The 15,339-nt window shown below is 72.3% G+C and carries 17 protein-coding genes and 1 pseudogene; 7 read left to right on the forward strand and 11 right to left on the reverse strand.

The window, feature by feature from the left end:
• Positions 1 to 13: 13 nt before the first annotated feature.
• From NE234_RS08295 to NE234_RS45835, 5 genes and pseudogenes are all read right to left on the reverse strand, one after another.
• The gene (locus tag NE234_RS08295; protein ID WP_252778293.1) at positions 14 to 1,060 is read right to left on the reverse strand and encodes a HEAT repeat domain-containing protein; all 1,047 of its coding nucleotides are present in this window, start codon (positions 1,058 to 1,060) and stop codon (positions 14 to 16) included.
• Positions 1,061 to 1,063: 3 nt separating this feature from the next.
• Complete coding sequence (locus NE234_RS08300) at positions 1,064 to 1,729, reverse strand: HEAT repeat domain-containing protein (protein ID WP_252778822.1); 666 nt, start codon at positions 1,727 to 1,729, stop codon at positions 1,064 to 1,066.
• A 74-nt stretch (positions 1,730 to 1,803) separates the two neighbouring features.
• Positions 1,804 to 2,214: a hypothetical protein gene (locus tag NE234_RS08305; protein WP_252778294.1), complete on the reverse strand. Its 411-nt coding sequence runs from the start codon at positions 2,212 to 2,214 to the stop codon at positions 1,804 to 1,806.
• 49 nt (positions 2,215 to 2,263) lie between these two features.
• Positions 2,264 to 2,473: a zinc ribbon domain-containing protein gene (locus NE234_RS46240; protein ID WP_454923396.1), complete on the reverse strand. Its 210-nt coding sequence runs from the start codon at positions 2,471 to 2,473 to the stop codon at positions 2,264 to 2,266.
• A pseudogene (locus NE234_RS45835) lies at positions 2,442 to 3,464 on the reverse strand (RNA-guided endonuclease InsQ/TnpB family protein); the annotation flags it as partial. The pseudogene NE234_RS45835 and the gene NE234_RS46240, both read right to left, overlap by 32 nt.
• A gap of 290 nt (positions 3,465 to 3,754) precedes the next feature.
• On the opposite strand from NE234_RS45835, the gene NE234_RS08310 reads away from it, so the two are divergent.
• The gene (locus NE234_RS08310; protein WP_252778295.1) at positions 3,755 to 4,090 is read left to right on the forward strand and encodes a winged helix-turn-helix transcriptional regulator; all 336 of its coding nucleotides are present in this window, start codon (positions 3,755 to 3,757) and stop codon (positions 4,088 to 4,090) included.
• A gap of 14 nt (positions 4,091 to 4,104) precedes the next feature.
• Here the strand turns inward: NE234_RS08310 and NE234_RS45225 are convergent, their stop codons facing one another.
• Entirely contained in the window at positions 4,105 to 4,806 is a 702-nt protein-coding gene (locus NE234_RS45225; RefSeq protein ID WP_252778296.1) for a TetR/AcrR family transcriptional regulator, read from the reverse strand.
• Positions 4,807 to 4,893: 87 nt separating this feature from the next.
• Here NE234_RS45225 and NE234_RS08320 point away from each other — a divergent pair, with 87 nt between their 5' ends.
• On the forward strand, positions 4,894 to 5,796 hold the full coding sequence (locus NE234_RS08320; RefSeq protein WP_252778297.1) for an aldo/keto reductase: 903 nt from the start codon (positions 4,894 to 4,896) through the stop codon (positions 5,794 to 5,796).
• 187 nt (positions 5,797 to 5,983) lie between these two features.
• Here NE234_RS08320 and NE234_RS08325 read toward each other — a convergent pair whose 3' ends face one another.
• The gene (locus tag NE234_RS08325; protein WP_252778298.1) at positions 5,984 to 6,904 is read right to left on the reverse strand and encodes an alpha/beta hydrolase; all 921 of its coding nucleotides are present in this window, start codon (positions 6,902 to 6,904) and stop codon (positions 5,984 to 5,986) included.
• 179 nt (positions 6,905 to 7,083) lie between these two features.
• Here NE234_RS08325 and NE234_RS08330 point away from each other — a divergent pair, with 179 nt between their 5' ends.
• The 4 genes from NE234_RS08330 to NE234_RS08345 all read left to right on the forward strand — a co-directional run bounded on the left by NE234_RS08330 (position 7,084) and on the right by NE234_RS08345 (position 10,098).
• The gene (locus tag NE234_RS08330) at positions 7,084 to 7,989 is read left to right on the forward strand and encodes a helix-turn-helix domain-containing protein (protein ID WP_252778299.1); all 906 of its coding nucleotides are present in this window, start codon (positions 7,084 to 7,086) and stop codon (positions 7,987 to 7,989) included.
• 21 nt (positions 7,990 to 8,010) lie between these two features.
• Positions 8,011 to 8,550, forward strand: a complete 540-nt coding sequence (locus tag NE234_RS08335; protein ID WP_252778300.1) for a hypothetical protein — start codon at positions 8,011 to 8,013, stop codon at positions 8,548 to 8,550.
• Positions 8,551 to 8,655: 105 nt separating this feature from the next.
• Entirely contained in the window at positions 8,656 to 9,450 is a 795-nt protein-coding gene (locus NE234_RS08340; RefSeq protein WP_252778301.1) for a class I SAM-dependent methyltransferase, read from the forward strand.
• 66 nt (positions 9,451 to 9,516) lie between these two features.
• Positions 9,517 to 10,098, forward strand: coding sequence for a GNAT family N-acetyltransferase (locus NE234_RS08345; RefSeq protein WP_252778302.1), 582 nt, complete (start codon positions 9,517 to 9,519; stop codon positions 10,096 to 10,098).
• Here NE234_RS08345 and NE234_RS08350 read toward each other — a convergent pair.
• From NE234_RS08350 to NE234_RS08365, 4 genes are read right to left on the reverse strand one after another with little or no spacing between them, the layout of a single operon-like run.
• Positions 10,049 to 10,567 carry a hypothetical protein gene (locus NE234_RS08350; RefSeq protein WP_252778303.1) on the reverse strand — a complete coding sequence of 173 codons (519 nt, stop codon included), beginning with the start codon at positions 10,565 to 10,567 and terminating at the stop codon, positions 10,049 to 10,051. The genes NE234_RS08345 and NE234_RS08350 overlap by 50 nt on opposite strands.
• Positions 10,564 to 11,706 (reverse strand): methyltransferase domain-containing protein, encoded by a 1,143-nt coding sequence (locus NE234_RS08355; RefSeq protein WP_252778304.1) that lies wholly within the window; start codon positions 11,704 to 11,706, stop codon positions 10,564 to 10,566. The genes NE234_RS08350 and NE234_RS08355 overlap by 4 nt, the downstream gene beginning before the upstream one ends.
• Before the next feature lie 21 nt (positions 11,707 to 11,727).
• A complete protein-coding gene (locus NE234_RS08360; RefSeq protein ID WP_252778305.1) occupies positions 11,728 to 12,486 on the reverse strand; it encodes an SDR family NAD(P)-dependent oxidoreductase in 759 nt (252 codons plus the stop codon).
• 15 nt (positions 12,487 to 12,501) lie between these two features.
• A complete protein-coding gene (locus tag NE234_RS08365) occupies positions 12,502 to 13,878 on the reverse strand; it encodes an MFS transporter (RefSeq protein WP_252778306.1) in 1,377 nt (458 codons plus the stop codon).
• A gap of 94 nt (positions 13,879 to 13,972) precedes the next feature.
• Here NE234_RS08365 and NE234_RS08370 point away from each other — a divergent pair, with 94 nt between their 5' ends.
• The gene (locus tag NE234_RS08370) at positions 13,973 to 15,079 is read left to right on the forward strand and encodes a threonine aldolase family protein (RefSeq protein ID WP_252778307.1); all 1,107 of its coding nucleotides are present in this window, start codon (positions 13,973 to 13,975) and stop codon (positions 15,077 to 15,079) included.
• The last annotated feature ends 260 nt before the right edge of the window (positions 15,080 to 15,339 follow it).

Here is a 15,339-nt window from a genome sequence, read left to right on the forward strand (position 1 = left end):
CGTACGGCGAGGATCAGCCGTTCTCCGGGCCGTACGGCGACTCGACCGGGCGAACACCTGCATGGTCCCGTAGCTTGAGGATGTATGTCGCGGTAAGCGCGACGGCACGGTCTTCGTCATGCGACAGATCTGCGAGAGCACGTGATGTCGTGTTTCCCGGGATGTCCGCAAGCGCCTCCGTCAGCCGTCGACGCGTAGACGGATCAGTGGCGGCGCGGGCGAGGCGGTCGATGAGCCCGGTGGCGATCTGATCGGCCAGCGCGGGATCACTCGCCAGCCCACTCAGCGCGTCGGCCGCGTCAACGTCGTTCACCTCCTCGACGATCATGTCGATGAGCGTCGGGATCGCGTCGGCCACTCCCCGTGCCCCGAGCGTCAGAGCCGCGCACCTGCGGACCACGACGTCGGAGTTCGTGAGGGCCTCGTGCAGCAGCGTGGTCGCCGCGGCGTCCGGGATCTCGGCGATGGACTGGACGGCGCGTTTCCGTACCTCGGCCTCCGGTGAGCCGAGGCCCTCCGCCAGCAGCGCCAATCCGGCATCGCCCGATCGCGCCAGAGCCCATCGAAGGGCTCCGGCGACGTTCGGGTCCGTCTCGCTCAACACCGCCTCGACCAGCGCCTCCACCGGCACCGGGACCTCCTCGGCCGAGGACAGGGCCGCCCGCTGGCGCCTCCCGGCGCTCTCCGATCCCAGGGCCTGGAGGAGCGCGACGACCTGGAGGACGTCCTCCCAGCCCGTGGGTTCCGCGGCATCGATCCGGCGGAGTCGCGTGAGCAGTTCCGTCTCGGCCGCGATGCGTTCTCGCGTCCGGCGGATGAGGTCGTCGATGAGCTCGGAGGGCTTGAAACCCGGATCATCCAGCGCACTCCCGGCTTCGCGCAGCGACAGCCCCAAGGACCGCAGGCTCTCGATATGGAAGATCCGCCGGATGTCCTCGCCGGAGTACGCCCGATAGCCGGCCTCGGTACGGCTCATCGGCCGTACCAGGCCGAGCGACTCGTAGTGCCTGAGCATGCGGGCGCTGACCCCGGACCGCCGTGCCACATCACCGATCAACACCGTCTACCGCTCCTCCTCGCCGGTCGTGCCGAGGGCCACGAGGCGCTTCGCCTCCTCGATCGCGGACTCGAATCCGGCATCCGGGTCGCGCGACAGCCGTTCCGTGGCGATCGCGTGCTCCCGCACGCGAGGGTCGGAATCCATCATCGCAGCGCGCAGGGCCGACACCATCGCCTCACCGAGCGCGATCAGCGCCCGGCTGAGGCTCAACCGCGTCTCACGCTCGCCGCGCCCGAGCTGTGTCGCCAGCACTCCGGCCAGCTCGGACTCCTCACCTTCGGGCACGAGTACGACCGCCGCCCGCCACGCGCTCCGCGCCACCTCGTCGTCGGCGTCGGTCAGCAGCGCCCGGGTGATCGCCGGCCACGCTCGCCGATCCCCGATCTTGGACAGGGTGTGCAACGCCTGGCTGCGCGCCTGCACCCGTTCCGAGCGGAGTTCATCGACGAGCTTCGGAAGCGTCATCGATGACGAGTGGCGGGTGAGCGCCCACGTGAGCATCTCGCGCACGAAGAACTCGGGCTCGATCGCGCATCGTTCGATCAGCCGGTCGACGAACCTCGGGTCCGGGGTCGACCCGACCGCCATCGCCGCCTGCAGCCGCACGGACGGATTACCGCTCTCCAGCCCCTGGAGAACTCGCATCGTCTCCGTGTCCTGTTCCGGCATGGTCACCGGGACCACCTCCCTGACCACAGTGAAGACCTTGTCACTGTGTCAAGGTCAACAGGCGCGACTCGTGCTCAGCCCGCAGAAACGGCGTCCTTTCGCAGGCCGTGCTCGTCCATCCAGGCGGCGATGGTCGCGGCGATCGCGTCGGGTTGGTCCTCCGGGGTGTGGTGACCTGCGACGAGGTCGTGTTCGGCGATCTCCAGACCGGCCATCTCGGCGGCGCACCACTCGATCAGTTCCGGTCCCATCATCGTCCCGGGGCCGGGCTGGAAGGTGAGCAACAGCTTCGGCACGTCGGCACTGTGCGCGAGCCAGTCGTCGTACCTGTCGACCCGGGCCACGACGTCGGCCGGTTCCCCGCCGAGCGGCATCGACCGCGCCCACCGCAGCAGTGGCAGACGGCTGTCCCGCGTCGGGTACGGCCGGCGGTAGGTGTCGAGGTCCTCCCCGGCGAGCGGGCCCGCGACGCTGCCGGGCAGCATCTCGTTGACGTCCTCCCCCGCCTGAAGGCGGGGGATTCCAACCCGATCCCTACCCGGAGGAGAGAACAGGTTGAAGTTCGCGGTTCACGGCCCCGCCCAACGGCTGGAGGGCTCCCCGCGCTGTCACCGTCCGCCCGACGGCGATGTCTCTGATGTTCTTGGCCGCGTTCACATCCGCATGATCGACATGCCCGCAGGCGCGACAACGAAAAACCAGCTTGGCTCTCACGGCTCTCCGCAACGCAATGCCCACAGGCATGACAGATCTGAGACGTGTACGCGGGATTGACCTTCTCCACCCGGCCCGGCGCCTTCTGCTCCAGACGGGTCACCAGCAGACCCCAGCCGGCCGCGTGAATGGAGCGATTCAGCCCGGCCTTGGCCCGCACGTTCCTTCCCGGCGCGGCGGTCGTGCCGCGCGCGGACCGCACCATGTTCTTGACCTTCAGGTCCTCGACCCGGATGAGATCGAACCGGCGGGCCAGATCAGTGGAGGTCTGCTCCACCCAGTCCTTGCGCCGGTCGCTCTCACGCGCCTTGACCCGGGCGATCGCGGCCTTGACCCGGGCGCGGCGGTTCGACCCGCGCTTCGCGCGCGCCAGCCTGCGCTGCAACCGCCGCATGCGTGTGGCCTCGGTGGCACGCAGGCCGGGCACCGACAGCCGCTCGCCGGTGGACAAGGCCGCCGAGACGGCCACGCCGCGGTCGATGCCGACGACCTGTCCGGTACCTGGCCCGTCGACGGGCGGCGGGATCACCGCGAACGCAACGTGCCAGCGACCCGCCCGATCCCGCCTTACCCGAAACGACTTCGCGATGCCGGACACCTGCCGGGACCAGCGGAACCGCACCCAGCCGACCTTCGGAATCCACACCTGCCCGACCTTGCGGGACAACCGGCGCACATCCCAGGCCTTGCCGCGCTGCCCGACGATCCGGAACCCCTCATGCACACCCGCCTTACGCCACGTCGGCCGCCGGTGCGTGCCCGCGAAGAAGTTGCTCAGGGCCTGGGCGAAGTCCCGCAACGCCTGCTGCTGCACCGTCTGCGACCCCGCCCCCAGCCACGCGAACGCCCGCCTGGCCTCGGTCAACTGGCGCGACTGCTCGGCATAGCCTGGCGCGCTCTTGCGGCCCGGCCGCCAATGCCGATGCTGCTCGACCGCGAGATTCCACACATATCGGGCGTGGGAGCAGTGCTCCAGCAACACCTGCTCCTGGGCGGGCGTGGGCGCAAGCCGGAACCGCATGCCCGCACCCTAAACACCACCACCGACAATACGAGGAGGGAACGGCGTTCCCCCGGCCTGAAGGCCGGGGTCTCCACGCCGAGAAGCCGATGAACGCGTTCCGGTCGAGCACCATCGCCTCGCTGGCACCCCGGTCTTGATCGACCGGAACAGTTCACGTCCGCCTTCGGGGAACTCCTCCCAGGACATGGGTTTCACGATCGTCTCGGTGAACGCAATGCCCCGCGCACCCGGCTGGGATGGCGGGCGGCCCAGGCGAAGGCCACCGCGCCGCCTGCCCGATCGCCCCCGTGGTCGACATCGTCTTCAGCCGGTGGACCACGCCGATCCTGTGGACGCTCAACGAGTACGGACGGCAGCGTTTCGTGGAACTCGAACGCCGCATCAGCACGATCACTCCCAAGGTGCTGACCCAGCGGCTACGGCAACTGGAGCGCGACGGACTCGTCGTGCGCACCTATCACCCCGAGGTCCCGCCCAGGGTGGAGTACGAGATCACCGACCTGGGCCGCAGCCTGGCACCTCTCTTCGTGACACTCGCCGAATGGTCCGTCAACCTGGACAAGGTCGAACAGGCACGCCGGGACTACGACACGAAGCACCAGACCCGCGGCCGCCGGCTGTAGGCCGGCGATGTAGATCAGCGGGCGAGCCGGTCGAGCCAGTCGCGCAGGAGAGCCGTCTCGGCCGGACGGAGGGGGAAGCCGTCCTCTCCCGCGGCGGCGATCGCGGCGTCGAGGGCGAGGGCTCGGGAGGCGAGGCCAGAGCCGGCGGCCGGGGCCGGGTCGGTGATGAGGGAGTCGATGAGGATGTCGCGCGCCCTCGGGGAGAGCTCCGGATCGCGATCCTCGGCCGGGGTGCCGATCAGCGAGAGGGTGACGCCGGTGACGGCGGCCAGGCAGAGGCGGGCGGAGAGAACGGGCGGGACCCGGAGGCGCCCGGCGTCGGCGGCACGGTCGAGGAACCTCAGCAGGAAGGCATTGGCCTCATCGGCGGCGGGCGGACGGCGGCCGGGGCGATCGGTGCCGTACATCAGCAGGTAGAGGGCCGGGTGGCGCAAGCCGAAGTCGACGTGGGTGTCCCAGCCTCGGCGCATGTCGGCGACCGGGTCGTCGGTGCGCGCCAGCGCGTGCTTCTCGGCCAGGTAGAGGTCGAAGCCATGAATGGCCAGGGCCGCGAGGAGGCCGTCCTTGTCCCCGAAGTACTGATACAGGGAGGCGGCGCGGATGCCGGCCGCCGCGGCGACTGAGCGGGTGGAGACCGCATGGGCGCCCTCCCGTTCCAGGATCTCGGCCGCCACCTCGATGATCTGCCGCCGAGTACGGATCTTCGCATCGTCCACGTTGCAATGTTACGGCATTGGGCGTATCACTGACTCGAACAGTGCCACGCACTTCAGCGTGTCAGTGATACATCCAGGGAGAGACCAGTGAACCGTGTCGGATACGGAGCCATGCAGCTCGCCGGGCCGAACGTGTGGGGACCACCGGACGACCTCGACTCGGCGCGGCAGGTGCTGCGCCTGGCGGTCGAGCTGGGAGTGACGTTCTTCGACACCGCGAACGCCTACGGGCCACGCACGGTCAACCAGCTGATCGGCGAAGCTTTGCGGCCGTTCCCGGACGGGGTGATCGTGGGCAACAAGGTCGGCGCCGGGCGTGGCCCGGACGGATCGTGGATCATCACCGACCACCCGGACACCGTCCGCCGACAGGTGCACGAGGCACTGGCCGACCTGGGCACGGAGACCAGCGAGCTGACATACCTGCGGCTCGGCGGCGACTATCCGGGTCCGCCGAGCGACGTACCGCTGGAGGATTCGCTCGGCGTCCTGGTGGAGCTGCGCGAGCAAGGGCTCATCCGTCGCATCGGGCTGTCCGGCGCGTCACCGGAGATGCTGGCCCGCGCGCGGAAGATGACGCCGATCGTCGCCGTGCAGAACCGATTCAACCTGCTCGACCGCAGCGGCGTGCAGGTCCTCGCCGACTGCGAGGCGCAGGGCATCATGTTCGTCCCCTACTACCCGCTGGCCTCCGGGCGGCTCACCGGCTACGACGAGCTGACCGGCCCCGCGCGGCGCCTCGGCGTGGCTCCGGCCCAGATCGCGCTGGCCTGGCTGCTGCGCCGGTCACCCGCCGTGGTCGTCATCCCCGGCACGAAGGACCCTGAGCACCTGCGGGCCAACGTCGCCGCGGCCGACATCGCGGCAGAGCTGACCGACGCCGAGGTGACCCGGCTGACCGGCCTCGTCGACGAGTCGAAAGCCGCCCTCGACCGGCCGGACCAGTCCACGCTCGACGCACTCAGGTCCGCGAGAGAGCGTCACCGCTGAGTTCTAAGCTCGGTCGAAGCGGTACGCCGCCTCGCGGCCACGCCCGCCGACGCGGTCCCGTACGGTGATGCGAGCGTTCTGCTCGCCTTGACACACTGATCGTGTACGAGGACGGCACACCGCGGGCGACGTCAGCCGCCACCTTCGCCACGCCGCCGCGCAGGCGTAGCCCCCCGGCAGGGTCGCCTCATTCGCTCAGGTTCTTCGCGAAGAAGCCGGCGAGCCTCTCGACGACGGGGTCGACGTACCGCCGCTGGTCGTAGAGGTCGACATGGCTGGCGCCGTCCACCCAGTGGATCTCCTTGGGGCCGGTGGCGCGCTGGAACGCCTCGACGCTCATCCACGAGGTGACGGCGCGGGTGCCGACGACCATGAGCAGCGGCCGCGGCCCGATCAGCGGGACCGGGGCGAAGGCGTCGAAGGCCGCCATCCTGTCGACGCTGGTCCAGGTCATGAAGCTCCCCGAACGAGGGTGCCGGCCGCGCGGAGTGCGGTAGTACTCGAAGCCCTCGGCGCCGTGCTCTCCACCGAGCGTGCGGGCCTGCTCGGCGGTGTCGGGGAAGAGGGTCAGGACCGGCGGCTCCTCCCCACGGGCCTCAGCGGTCCGCGCGCGGGCGGCGGCGTCCAGCATGCCCTGGAAGACGGCCGGGTCCTGTGCTCCGTCGGCCCCCAGGCGGAACTGCCGGGCGACGTCGACGGCGCTCACCGTGCCGACGGCCTTGATGCGGTGATCGCCCGCCGCGGCCGAGAGCGCGTAGCCGCCCGAGGCGCAGATGCCGAGTACGCCGATGCGGTCCGGGTCGGCCTCACGGCGGGTGGTGAGGAAGGAGACGGCGGCCTTGATGTCCTCGACGCGGTGCGCGGGGTCCTCCAGGCCGCGGGGCTCGCCGCCGCTCTCGCCCTGGTAGGCGGCGTCGAAGGCGAGCGTGACGAAGCCCGTGTCCGCCAGCAGCCGCGCGTACAGGCCGGCGGTCTGCTCCTTGACGCCCGTGCCGGGGTGGCCGACGATGATCGCCGGGCGCGGGCCCTCCGACGGAACGTCGGGGAGGTGGAGGTGACCGGCGAGGGGGATGCCGGCGCTGTCGAAGGTGACGTCGATCTTCGCCACGGGATTCTCCGTTTCGCTGTCGCAGCGGTGCCGCGCCGAGAGGGTGGGCTCCGGGTCCGGCACTGTGCCGGGCGTGTCTCCACGGTCGCCGGGGTTCCGGGCGCGCAAAAGAGGCGGGTTCCTGGCTGGGAAAGAACGTGCCCTCTCAGATTCCTGCCGCGGGCGTGACAATGGACGGCATGACTCCCGCACCTGATCGCAGCGAACTCGGCGCGTTCCTGAAGGCCCGCCGGGCACAGCTGGCGCCGGCGGACTTCGGCCTGCCGGACACGGACTCCCGTCGCAAGGTCGCGGGACTCCGCCGCGAGGAGGTCGCGCAGCTCGCGGCGATCAGCGTGGACTACTACACACGGCTGGAGCAGGGCCGGGTCCGAGCGTCCGCGTCGGTGCTCACCACCCTGGCCCGTACGCTGCGTCTCGACGACGACCAGCAGAGATACCTGTACGAGCTCGCGGGCAAGGCCGATGCCCGGCCGCGCCGACGGCGGGCCGCGCAGCGCGTACGGCCCGCCATGCGGCGCCTGCTCGACCAGCTCACCGGCACGCCCGCCATCATCCTGGGCCGACGGCTGGACATCCTGGACTGGAACGCCGGTGCCGCGGCCCTGTACACCGACTTCTCGCTGATCCCGGCGAGCCGGCGCAACTACCTGCTGCTGCTGTTCACCGATCCGGCCATCCGCGGCATGCACCGGGAGTGGGAGCACGACGCCCGCGACGCCGTCGCCGCGCTGCGCATGGAGGCCGCCGCGGACCCCGACGACCCGGAGCTCGCACGGCTCGTCGGCGAGCTCTCCGTCCAGGACACCGACTTCCGCACCTGGTGGGCCGAGCACCGTGTCAACGGCGCCGCCTACGGCACCAAGCGCTACCACCACCGGCTGGTCGGCGATCTCACCCTTGACTGTGACACCTGGAGCAGCCCCGACGGCTCCGGGCAGCGGCTCATGGTCCTCACCGCCGAGCCCGGCTCCCCTTCGCACGATGCCCTGCGCATCCTCACCGCCTGGACGCCCGGGCGAACAGCGGAGGTGCGCCGGGACCAGGCCGCGGCGTCCGGCGGGACCCCGGCTCGCCGGAACTGAGCGATCACGAGGGAGCTCTGCATGTTCACCCTGCTGCCCGAGGTCGGGGTCGAGCTCCCCCACCGGGCAGGGCTGCTGAGGTTCGGGATGTCCGAGCACCGAGCCCAGTGGGCGATCTCGACCCTGGCCGACGTCCGCGAGGAGCGGCTCTGCATCAGATCACGAGCGGCCGGCGTGGCATGGGCGTTCTTCGCCGAGTACGAGGATCTCGTCGTCAGCGTCAGCGGTGGTCCCGGTCCCGGCGGTCATGCCCCCGGCCTCGACGAGATCCGCTTCGCCCGGCGCGGCGATCCTCTCCCGCTCGCCCCGGCGGCCGTCCCGGTCGTCTACGAGGGCATCGACCTCTTCGGATACCCCGCTCCCGAAGTCGAGGAGGCGCTGGCGGCGCTGCATCCCCACGCCACGGGCGAAGAGACCCGCGCCGAGGAGTTCGGCCTGACGCTCGGCCGGCACGCCGCCGCCCGTTCCCCGGGGCCGGCCGGTCGGGAACCGGCCGCGACGCGGTACCTGGCCTCCGTCACGCTGACCGGCCCGGAACGGCACCGGCTCATGGTCGGGTAGCGGCGGACCCGGAGTTGATCGCTGGCGGTCGCCGCCCCTGGGAGCTCGGCGAACGCCAGTGATCTCGGCCTCTCAACGTCTCGCCGACGCTGTCAGACTGCTCGTATGACCGATCGCCGACTGCGGGAGACCTTCGACCGCGCGGCCTCGCACTACCAGGCCGCACGGCCCGACTACCCGGCCGACCTGTACGCCGGCCTGCTCGCGATGACGGGGCTCCGGCCGCCGGCGCATCTCCTGGAGGTCGGCTGCGGGCCGGGGAAGGCCACTCTGCCGCTGGCGCGGATGGGCTTCTCGATCACCGCGGTCGAGCTCGGTCCCGTCCTGGCGGCGGAGGCGCGGCGCAACCTCGCGGAGTTCCCTGACAGTTCCGTGATCACCTCCTCGTTCGAGGAGTGGCGGCCGCCTCCGGGCGCCCGCTTCGACCTCGTCTACGCGGCCACCGCGTGGAGATGGGTGGATCCGGAGGTCAAGTACGCGAAGGCCGCCGATCTCCTCCCCCGAAGCGGCCACCTGGCCGTGTGGGACGCCAGGCACGCGTTCCCTGTCGGCTTCGACCCGTTCTTCACCGAGATCCAGAAGGTCTACGACGAACTCGGCGAAGGCGACGGCGCCGTCTGGCCACCGCCGTCGCCCGGGGAGCGGCCCGATCCCACCGCCGCCGAGTTCGAGGCCTCCGGGCGCTTCGCGGTCGTGGGGACACGGCGCCATGTCTGGGCCCGGCGCTACACCGCCGAGGAGTACATCGCCCTCCTCGGCACCTTCTCCGGCCACATCGCCATGGAGCCCGCCAAGCGCGAGCACCTCTTCCGGGAGGTGCGCCGCCTCCTCGCCACGCGCCCGGATGGACGACTGACCCGCCACTGGTCCGCCGTCCTCACCATCGGCCGTCGCACCTGATGGCGAGCAGCGGGCGGCGCCTCCGCGTACGTTGCCGGGGGTCCCGGTCCGCGTGAGGATGGGGTGATGGCTCTTTCTGATCATGATGAGACGTCGCGGCCGGCCGTGCGGCCGCTGAGCGCCGAGGACCTTCCCTGGATGCGGGAGCTGTTCACGGAACGCTGGGGAGGGGTCGTCTCGGTCAGCCGGGGCGTCGCTCACGACACGACCGCGCTACCCGGGTTCGTCGCCCACCTCGACGGCGTACGGGCCGGGGTCGTCACGTACCGCCTCGACGGGCGGGAGTGCGAACTCGTCACCCTGGACTCCGTACGAGAGGGCGCGGGTGTGGGCACCGCGCTGGTGGACGCCGTGGCCGAGGCGGCGCGCGGCGCGGGCGCCGTACGGCTGTGGCTCGTCACGACCAATGACAACCTGCGGGCGCTGCGCTTCTATCAGCGGTACGGCTTCGACCTCACCGCCCTGCACCGCGACGCCGTCGCCCGGTCGCGAGCGCTGAAGCCGTCCATCCCGGCGACCGGCCTGGACGGCATCCCCGCCCGCCATGAGCTCGAACTCGAACTCGACCCGCGCCGGCCGGGGTCCGCAGGAGCCGGGTTCAGAGGGGCTCGCGGTACCAGCGGCGGTGCACCAGCGGCTCGACCGTGAGGACGCCGACCGCCGCCGTGACCGCCGCGGCCCAGATCACCGGGTCGCGGCTGCCGAGGCAGGCGGCGGCCACGGCCCCCGCCACCACGATGGGGCGGGCGAGAGTGAACGGTCCGAGCCCGACCACGACCATTAAGGCGCCCTCCCGCGTGGGGAGCAGGAGGTACGCCCCGATCGAGAGCACGACGAGAACGGCAAAGGGCGCCAGGACGGCGAGCATCCTGGCCCCGGCCGCGAGCAGAGCCGGGTAGCGTCGGCCCAGGTCCGCCAGTGACACGGCGGCGGTGGCGGCGAGATCCACCAGCGCCACCGCGGCGCCCCGCCCGGCCGCCGTGACGGTGTACGCCCGCCTGCGGATGCGCGCGTTGCGGCCCGCGGCGGCGCGGAACCCGGCGAAGGCCCCGTCGGTGACGGCCAGGGCCGCGAGGAGCGCGGGGACCATGACGTCCTGAGCCGGAACCCACGTCATCCACCGGTCCCCTTCCGCACCCCGCCGACCCCGCCTCGCACGCCGTCGGGCCCCTCCCGCACGTCTCCGACAGCCCCTTGCCCGCCGCCGGTCCCCTCCCCTACGCCGCCGGCGCCGCCTCGTACGACGCCGGGCCCGCCCCACGCCCCACCGGCACCACCCCGCGCCCCACCGGCACCACCCCGCGCCGCGCCGGCACCACCCCGTGCCCCACCGGGCCCGCCCCGTACGCCGTCGGCGCCGGTGAGACCGCGTGCCCGGCGGCCCAGTCCCCGCCGCAACCCTTCGGTGAGCTCGGGCCGTACTCCGATGACCGGCCGCATCGTGGCGCAGCACGGATTCGCGTGGCGCGGCGGCGCGAACAGGAAGGCGCGCATCCCCTCCGCCGACGACGCGGCGTCCAGCAGCACGACGTCACCGTGCGCCCGCCGCGCCGAGGCGACCCCGTCGTGGCGGCCCAGCGGCTCACGCATCCGGGCCCGGTGGAACACCCACGCGCCCAGGGGCGCGAGGCGGGTCGCCGCGATGTCGTAGTGCACGAACCCGGCGGTACCGGGCCGGTCCTGGGCCTGGAAGAACCCGGGCAGCGACGCGGCGGGGAGGTGGTGCAGCACACCGCTGGAGATGTAGAACGTCGCCGGCTCGTCGAGCGCCAAGGCGTCCCGGCGGACGAACCGGCAGGTCAGCCGCTCGTCCTCGGCGAGCCTCGTCGCCTCGGCGACCAGAACGGGATTGAGGTCCGCTCCGATCAGCTCGACGTCGCCGCCGAGCGTCCCGGAGGCCGCCAGGGCCCTCGTCACGGGGCCGATGCCGCATCCGACGTCCACGATCCGCAGCGGCCCGAATCCGGCGCGGCGGGCCGTGGCCACGAGCGGCTCCAGCAGCTCCGCGAACCGCTGGGCCATCCGTATCTCCTCGCCGAGCCGCTGCAGCTCCGTGTGAACCCGGACGAACAGCCGGTCCACCGCCTCCGGGTCCAGGAACCCATCGCAGGCGGGCATCCGCTCGACGATCCGTACGGCGCGGCGGTCGCCCGCCGCGCGCAGCCGGGCGACGACCTCGCCCTTGTCGACCGGCAGGCGCGCCCCCGTCGCGGGATCCCACGCGCCGATCAGGTCGGAGATCTCCAGGACCGGCATGATCCGACCATAACCGGCGGATCAGGCGCTGGCACCGCCGTCGAGGACGAGGTCGTGGCCGACGGTGAACCCCGCCTCGGGCGAGGCGAGCCAGAGGACCGCGGCGGCGGCCTCGTCGAGGGTGCCGGCGCGGCCGATCGGCAGCGCGGTCTTGAGGCGTTCGGCGCGGTCGGCCTCGCTCTCGCCGGGCCGCAGGGACATCGACGTCTCGATCGGGCCGGGACTGATCGCGTTGATGCGGATCCCGTCGCCGATGTACTCCTTCGCCGCCGCGCGGGTCAGCACGCTGACCGCGGCCTTGGAGGCCGCGTAGGCGCCGAGGAGCGGCAACCGCTGGTGCGTTCCCTGGTTCGAGGCGGTGTTCACGATCGCGCCGCCGCCGTGGGCGCGCATGTGGGCGATCTCGTGTTTCATGCAGAGGAAGACGCCCGTGAGGTTCACGGCGAGCTGACGGTCCCAGGCGGCCTCGTCGATGTCCGCGAGCGGCCCGGCCTCGAGGGTGCCGGCGTTGTTGAAGGCGATGTGCAGGCCGCCGTGACGCTCGACCGTGGTCCGGACGAGGCGGGCCACGTCCTCGGCGGAGGACACGTCGGCCGGTACGGCGTCGGCCCGGCCGCCTTCGCCCTCGATCAGATCCACGGTGCGTCCGAGCGACTCGGCGTTCCGGCCGGCGACCACGACGGTGGCGCCCTCCCGGGCGAACGCGAGCGCGGTCGCCCGGCCGATCCCGGAGCCGCCACCGGTGACGAGGGCCACCTTGTGCGTGAAGCGTGCGGACATCGTCTCTCCTTGTTCTCATCGGGTACGGCGCGGCAGCGCCGCGCACAGGGCGGTGGTCGCGAGCGCGGCGGCGGCGACGCGCAGGGCGAAGCCGTAGCCGCTCGCGGGGTCCGGGGAGTGGGCGGCGGCGATGGGGATCAGCAACGCGAGCCCGACGGGCGGGCCGACCTCCATGGCGGTGTTGACCAGACCGCCCGCCAGCCCGGCCTGGTCGTCCCGTACGCCGTGCAGCGTGGCCAGCAGGGCGGCGGAGAAGGTCATGCCGGCGCCGAGGGGGAAGACGACGAGGCCGGCGTAGGGCGTGTCGAGGAGGCTGAGCAGGCCGAGCCCGACGGCCGCGGTGGCCGAGCCGGCCGCCAGGACGCGGTGCGCGCCGAGGCGGGGGGCGAGTCGTCCGGTGAGCGGCCCGGCGGCGAGGAGGGGCGGCGCGGACAGCAGGAAGATCGCCGACGTCCGCAGCGGAGACAGGCCGCGTCCCTGTTGGAGGTACAGGGACAGCATGAAGGACGCGGTCGCCATCGCCGCCGCGCAGAACATGACGGCCACCAGGGGCAGCGCGCGCCGGGCCAGGAACGGCAAAGGTGTCAGCGGGGCCGCGGAACGCCGCTCGGCCAGGCCGAACAGGGCGAGCAGCAGGACACCGCCGAAGACGGCCCCGGCGGAGCGCTGCAGCCCGTAGATCACCACGGCGAGGCCTGTCGTCGCGAGGACCGCGCCCGGCCAGTCGATCCGGGCCGCGCCGGCCGGCCGGTCGGCGGGGAACAGGCGTGGTACCGCGGCCACGGCGAGGGCCGACACGAGCACCGGCGCCAGGAACACCCAGCGCCACGGCACCCACGTGATCATCACTCCGGACAGCACGGTGCCCGCGGTCGCGCCGGCGCTGCTCAGGATGCCCCAGACCGCCATCGCCCGGCTCCGTCGCCGGGGGTCGGGGAACAGCGTGCCCGCCAGCGCCATCGCCGCCGGCGCCGCCAGCGCCGCGCCGACCCCCTGGGCGAACCGGGCGCCCACCATGGCTCCCGTGCCCGGGGCGAGTCCGGCCGCCGCCGAGCCGAGGCCGAAGACGGTCGCGCCGATGAGGAAGACCCTTCTGCGTCCGAGAGAGTCCGCCAGTCGCCCGCCGAGGAGCAGCAGCCCGCCGAACGCCAGGCCGTACGCGGAGGTGACCAGCACGGTCCCGGCGTCGTCCAGGCGCAGATCCCGCCGGATGGCCGGCAGCGCGACGGTGATCACCGTGATCGCCGCCACGAGCGTGAGCTGGACGGTCCCGAGCATCACGTAGGCGATCGATGACCATACCTGATCGATCGTTCTGCTTTCGAGCGGATCGTCTGCGGATTCGATCGACGCCCCACCTGCCGCCAGCCAGCTGTCCTGGGTTTCCCGCACAGCCCGGACCCTAGCCATATCTAGATCGAACGGTCAAATATGTGGCCCGGCTCTCCCCTGGAGACCCGGCTGAGGACTGTGCGACGATCTGCCGGTGCCCGAGAACACACGCGAGCGCCGCCTGGCCGCGATACGCGGCTGCGACCGGATCCTGTCCGGGACCCGGCCGGCGACGATGCGGGAGCTGCTCACCGAGATCGAGGGGGCCGGGGACCTGGACGCCCTGCCCGACTTCTACGACGGCGGGCCGGTGACGGCGCTGGAGGAGCGCGTCGCCGGCCTCCTGGGCGTGGAGGCCGCCGTCTTCTTCCCGACCGGCACCATGGCCCAGCAGGTCGCGCTCCGCCTCGGCGCCGAGGCCACGGGCAGAACGACGGTCGCGCTGCATCCCCTCGGCCATCAGGAACTGCACGAGCGGTACGCGTACTCCTGGCTGACCGGCCTGCGCAGCGTCCGGCCGACGACCGCGCTCCGCAACCCGACGGCCGAGGAGATCCGCGCGCTCGCCGAACCGGTCGGCACCGTCGTGGTCGAACTGCCGCTCCGCGACGCCGGCTTCGTGCTGCCGACCTGGGAGGAGCTGACCGCCGTCGCGACGGCGGTCAGCGACATCGACGCGTGGCTGCACCTGGACGGCGCGCGGATCTGGGAGTCCGCGCCCTACCTCGGGCACTCGCTCGCGGAGATAGCGGGCCTGACCGACAGCACGTACGTCTCGTTCTACAAGACGCTGGAGGGGATCAGCGGCGCGGCGCTCGCGGGGAAGCGGGACCTCGCCGCGTACGCACGGGTGTGGCGGCACCGTTACGGCGGTCAGGTGTTCCAGCAGTGGCCCGCCGCGCTCGCCGCGATGGCCGGTCTCGACCGCGAGCTGCCGCGCGTCCCCGAGTACGTACGGCACGCGCGGACGGTCGCCGCCGCGCTGGCCGGGCTGCCCGGCGCGCGGGTGTTCCCCGAGCCGCCGCACACCCACCAGTTCCGCCTGTGGCTGCCGCACCCGGCGCGGGCGCTCGACGAGGCGGCGCTCGCGCTCGCCGAGGAGGACAAGGTCTGGTTCGCGGGCGGGTGGCGGGACACGGAGGTGCCCGGCATCGCGATGACCGAGATCACCGTCGCCGGCCCCGGCCTGGAGTGGACGGCCGCGGCGGTCGCCGAGGTCGGCGCACGCGTCATCGAGCGGGCCGGCCGCCACCGACCGTGACCGGCGGACCGGTGACGTGATCTTTGCCCGGCGGGGCCGGTCGCAGATTTCTCGCTTGACCTGTGTTTACGCCCGCATGGTCGATGGGTACTCACAGTAACGAGATCGCAACGCCACGTGATGGGATCGCCGGGGACACTCCGGGCCCCGCCCATCGCCTGCGATTCGAGGAGGGCCGGCATGACCGTGCGACACCGGCGGGTGATTTCCCCCCACTCGTTCCGGGCCTGCGCACGGCACCCGGCCCTCCAGGTCCTCCG

This window comes from Actinoallomurus rhizosphaericola (assembly GCF_024055675.1).
In the GTDB taxonomy this organism is placed as follows: Bacteria; Actinomycetota; Actinomycetes; order Streptosporangiales; family Streptosporangiaceae; genus Actinoallomurus; species Actinoallomurus soli.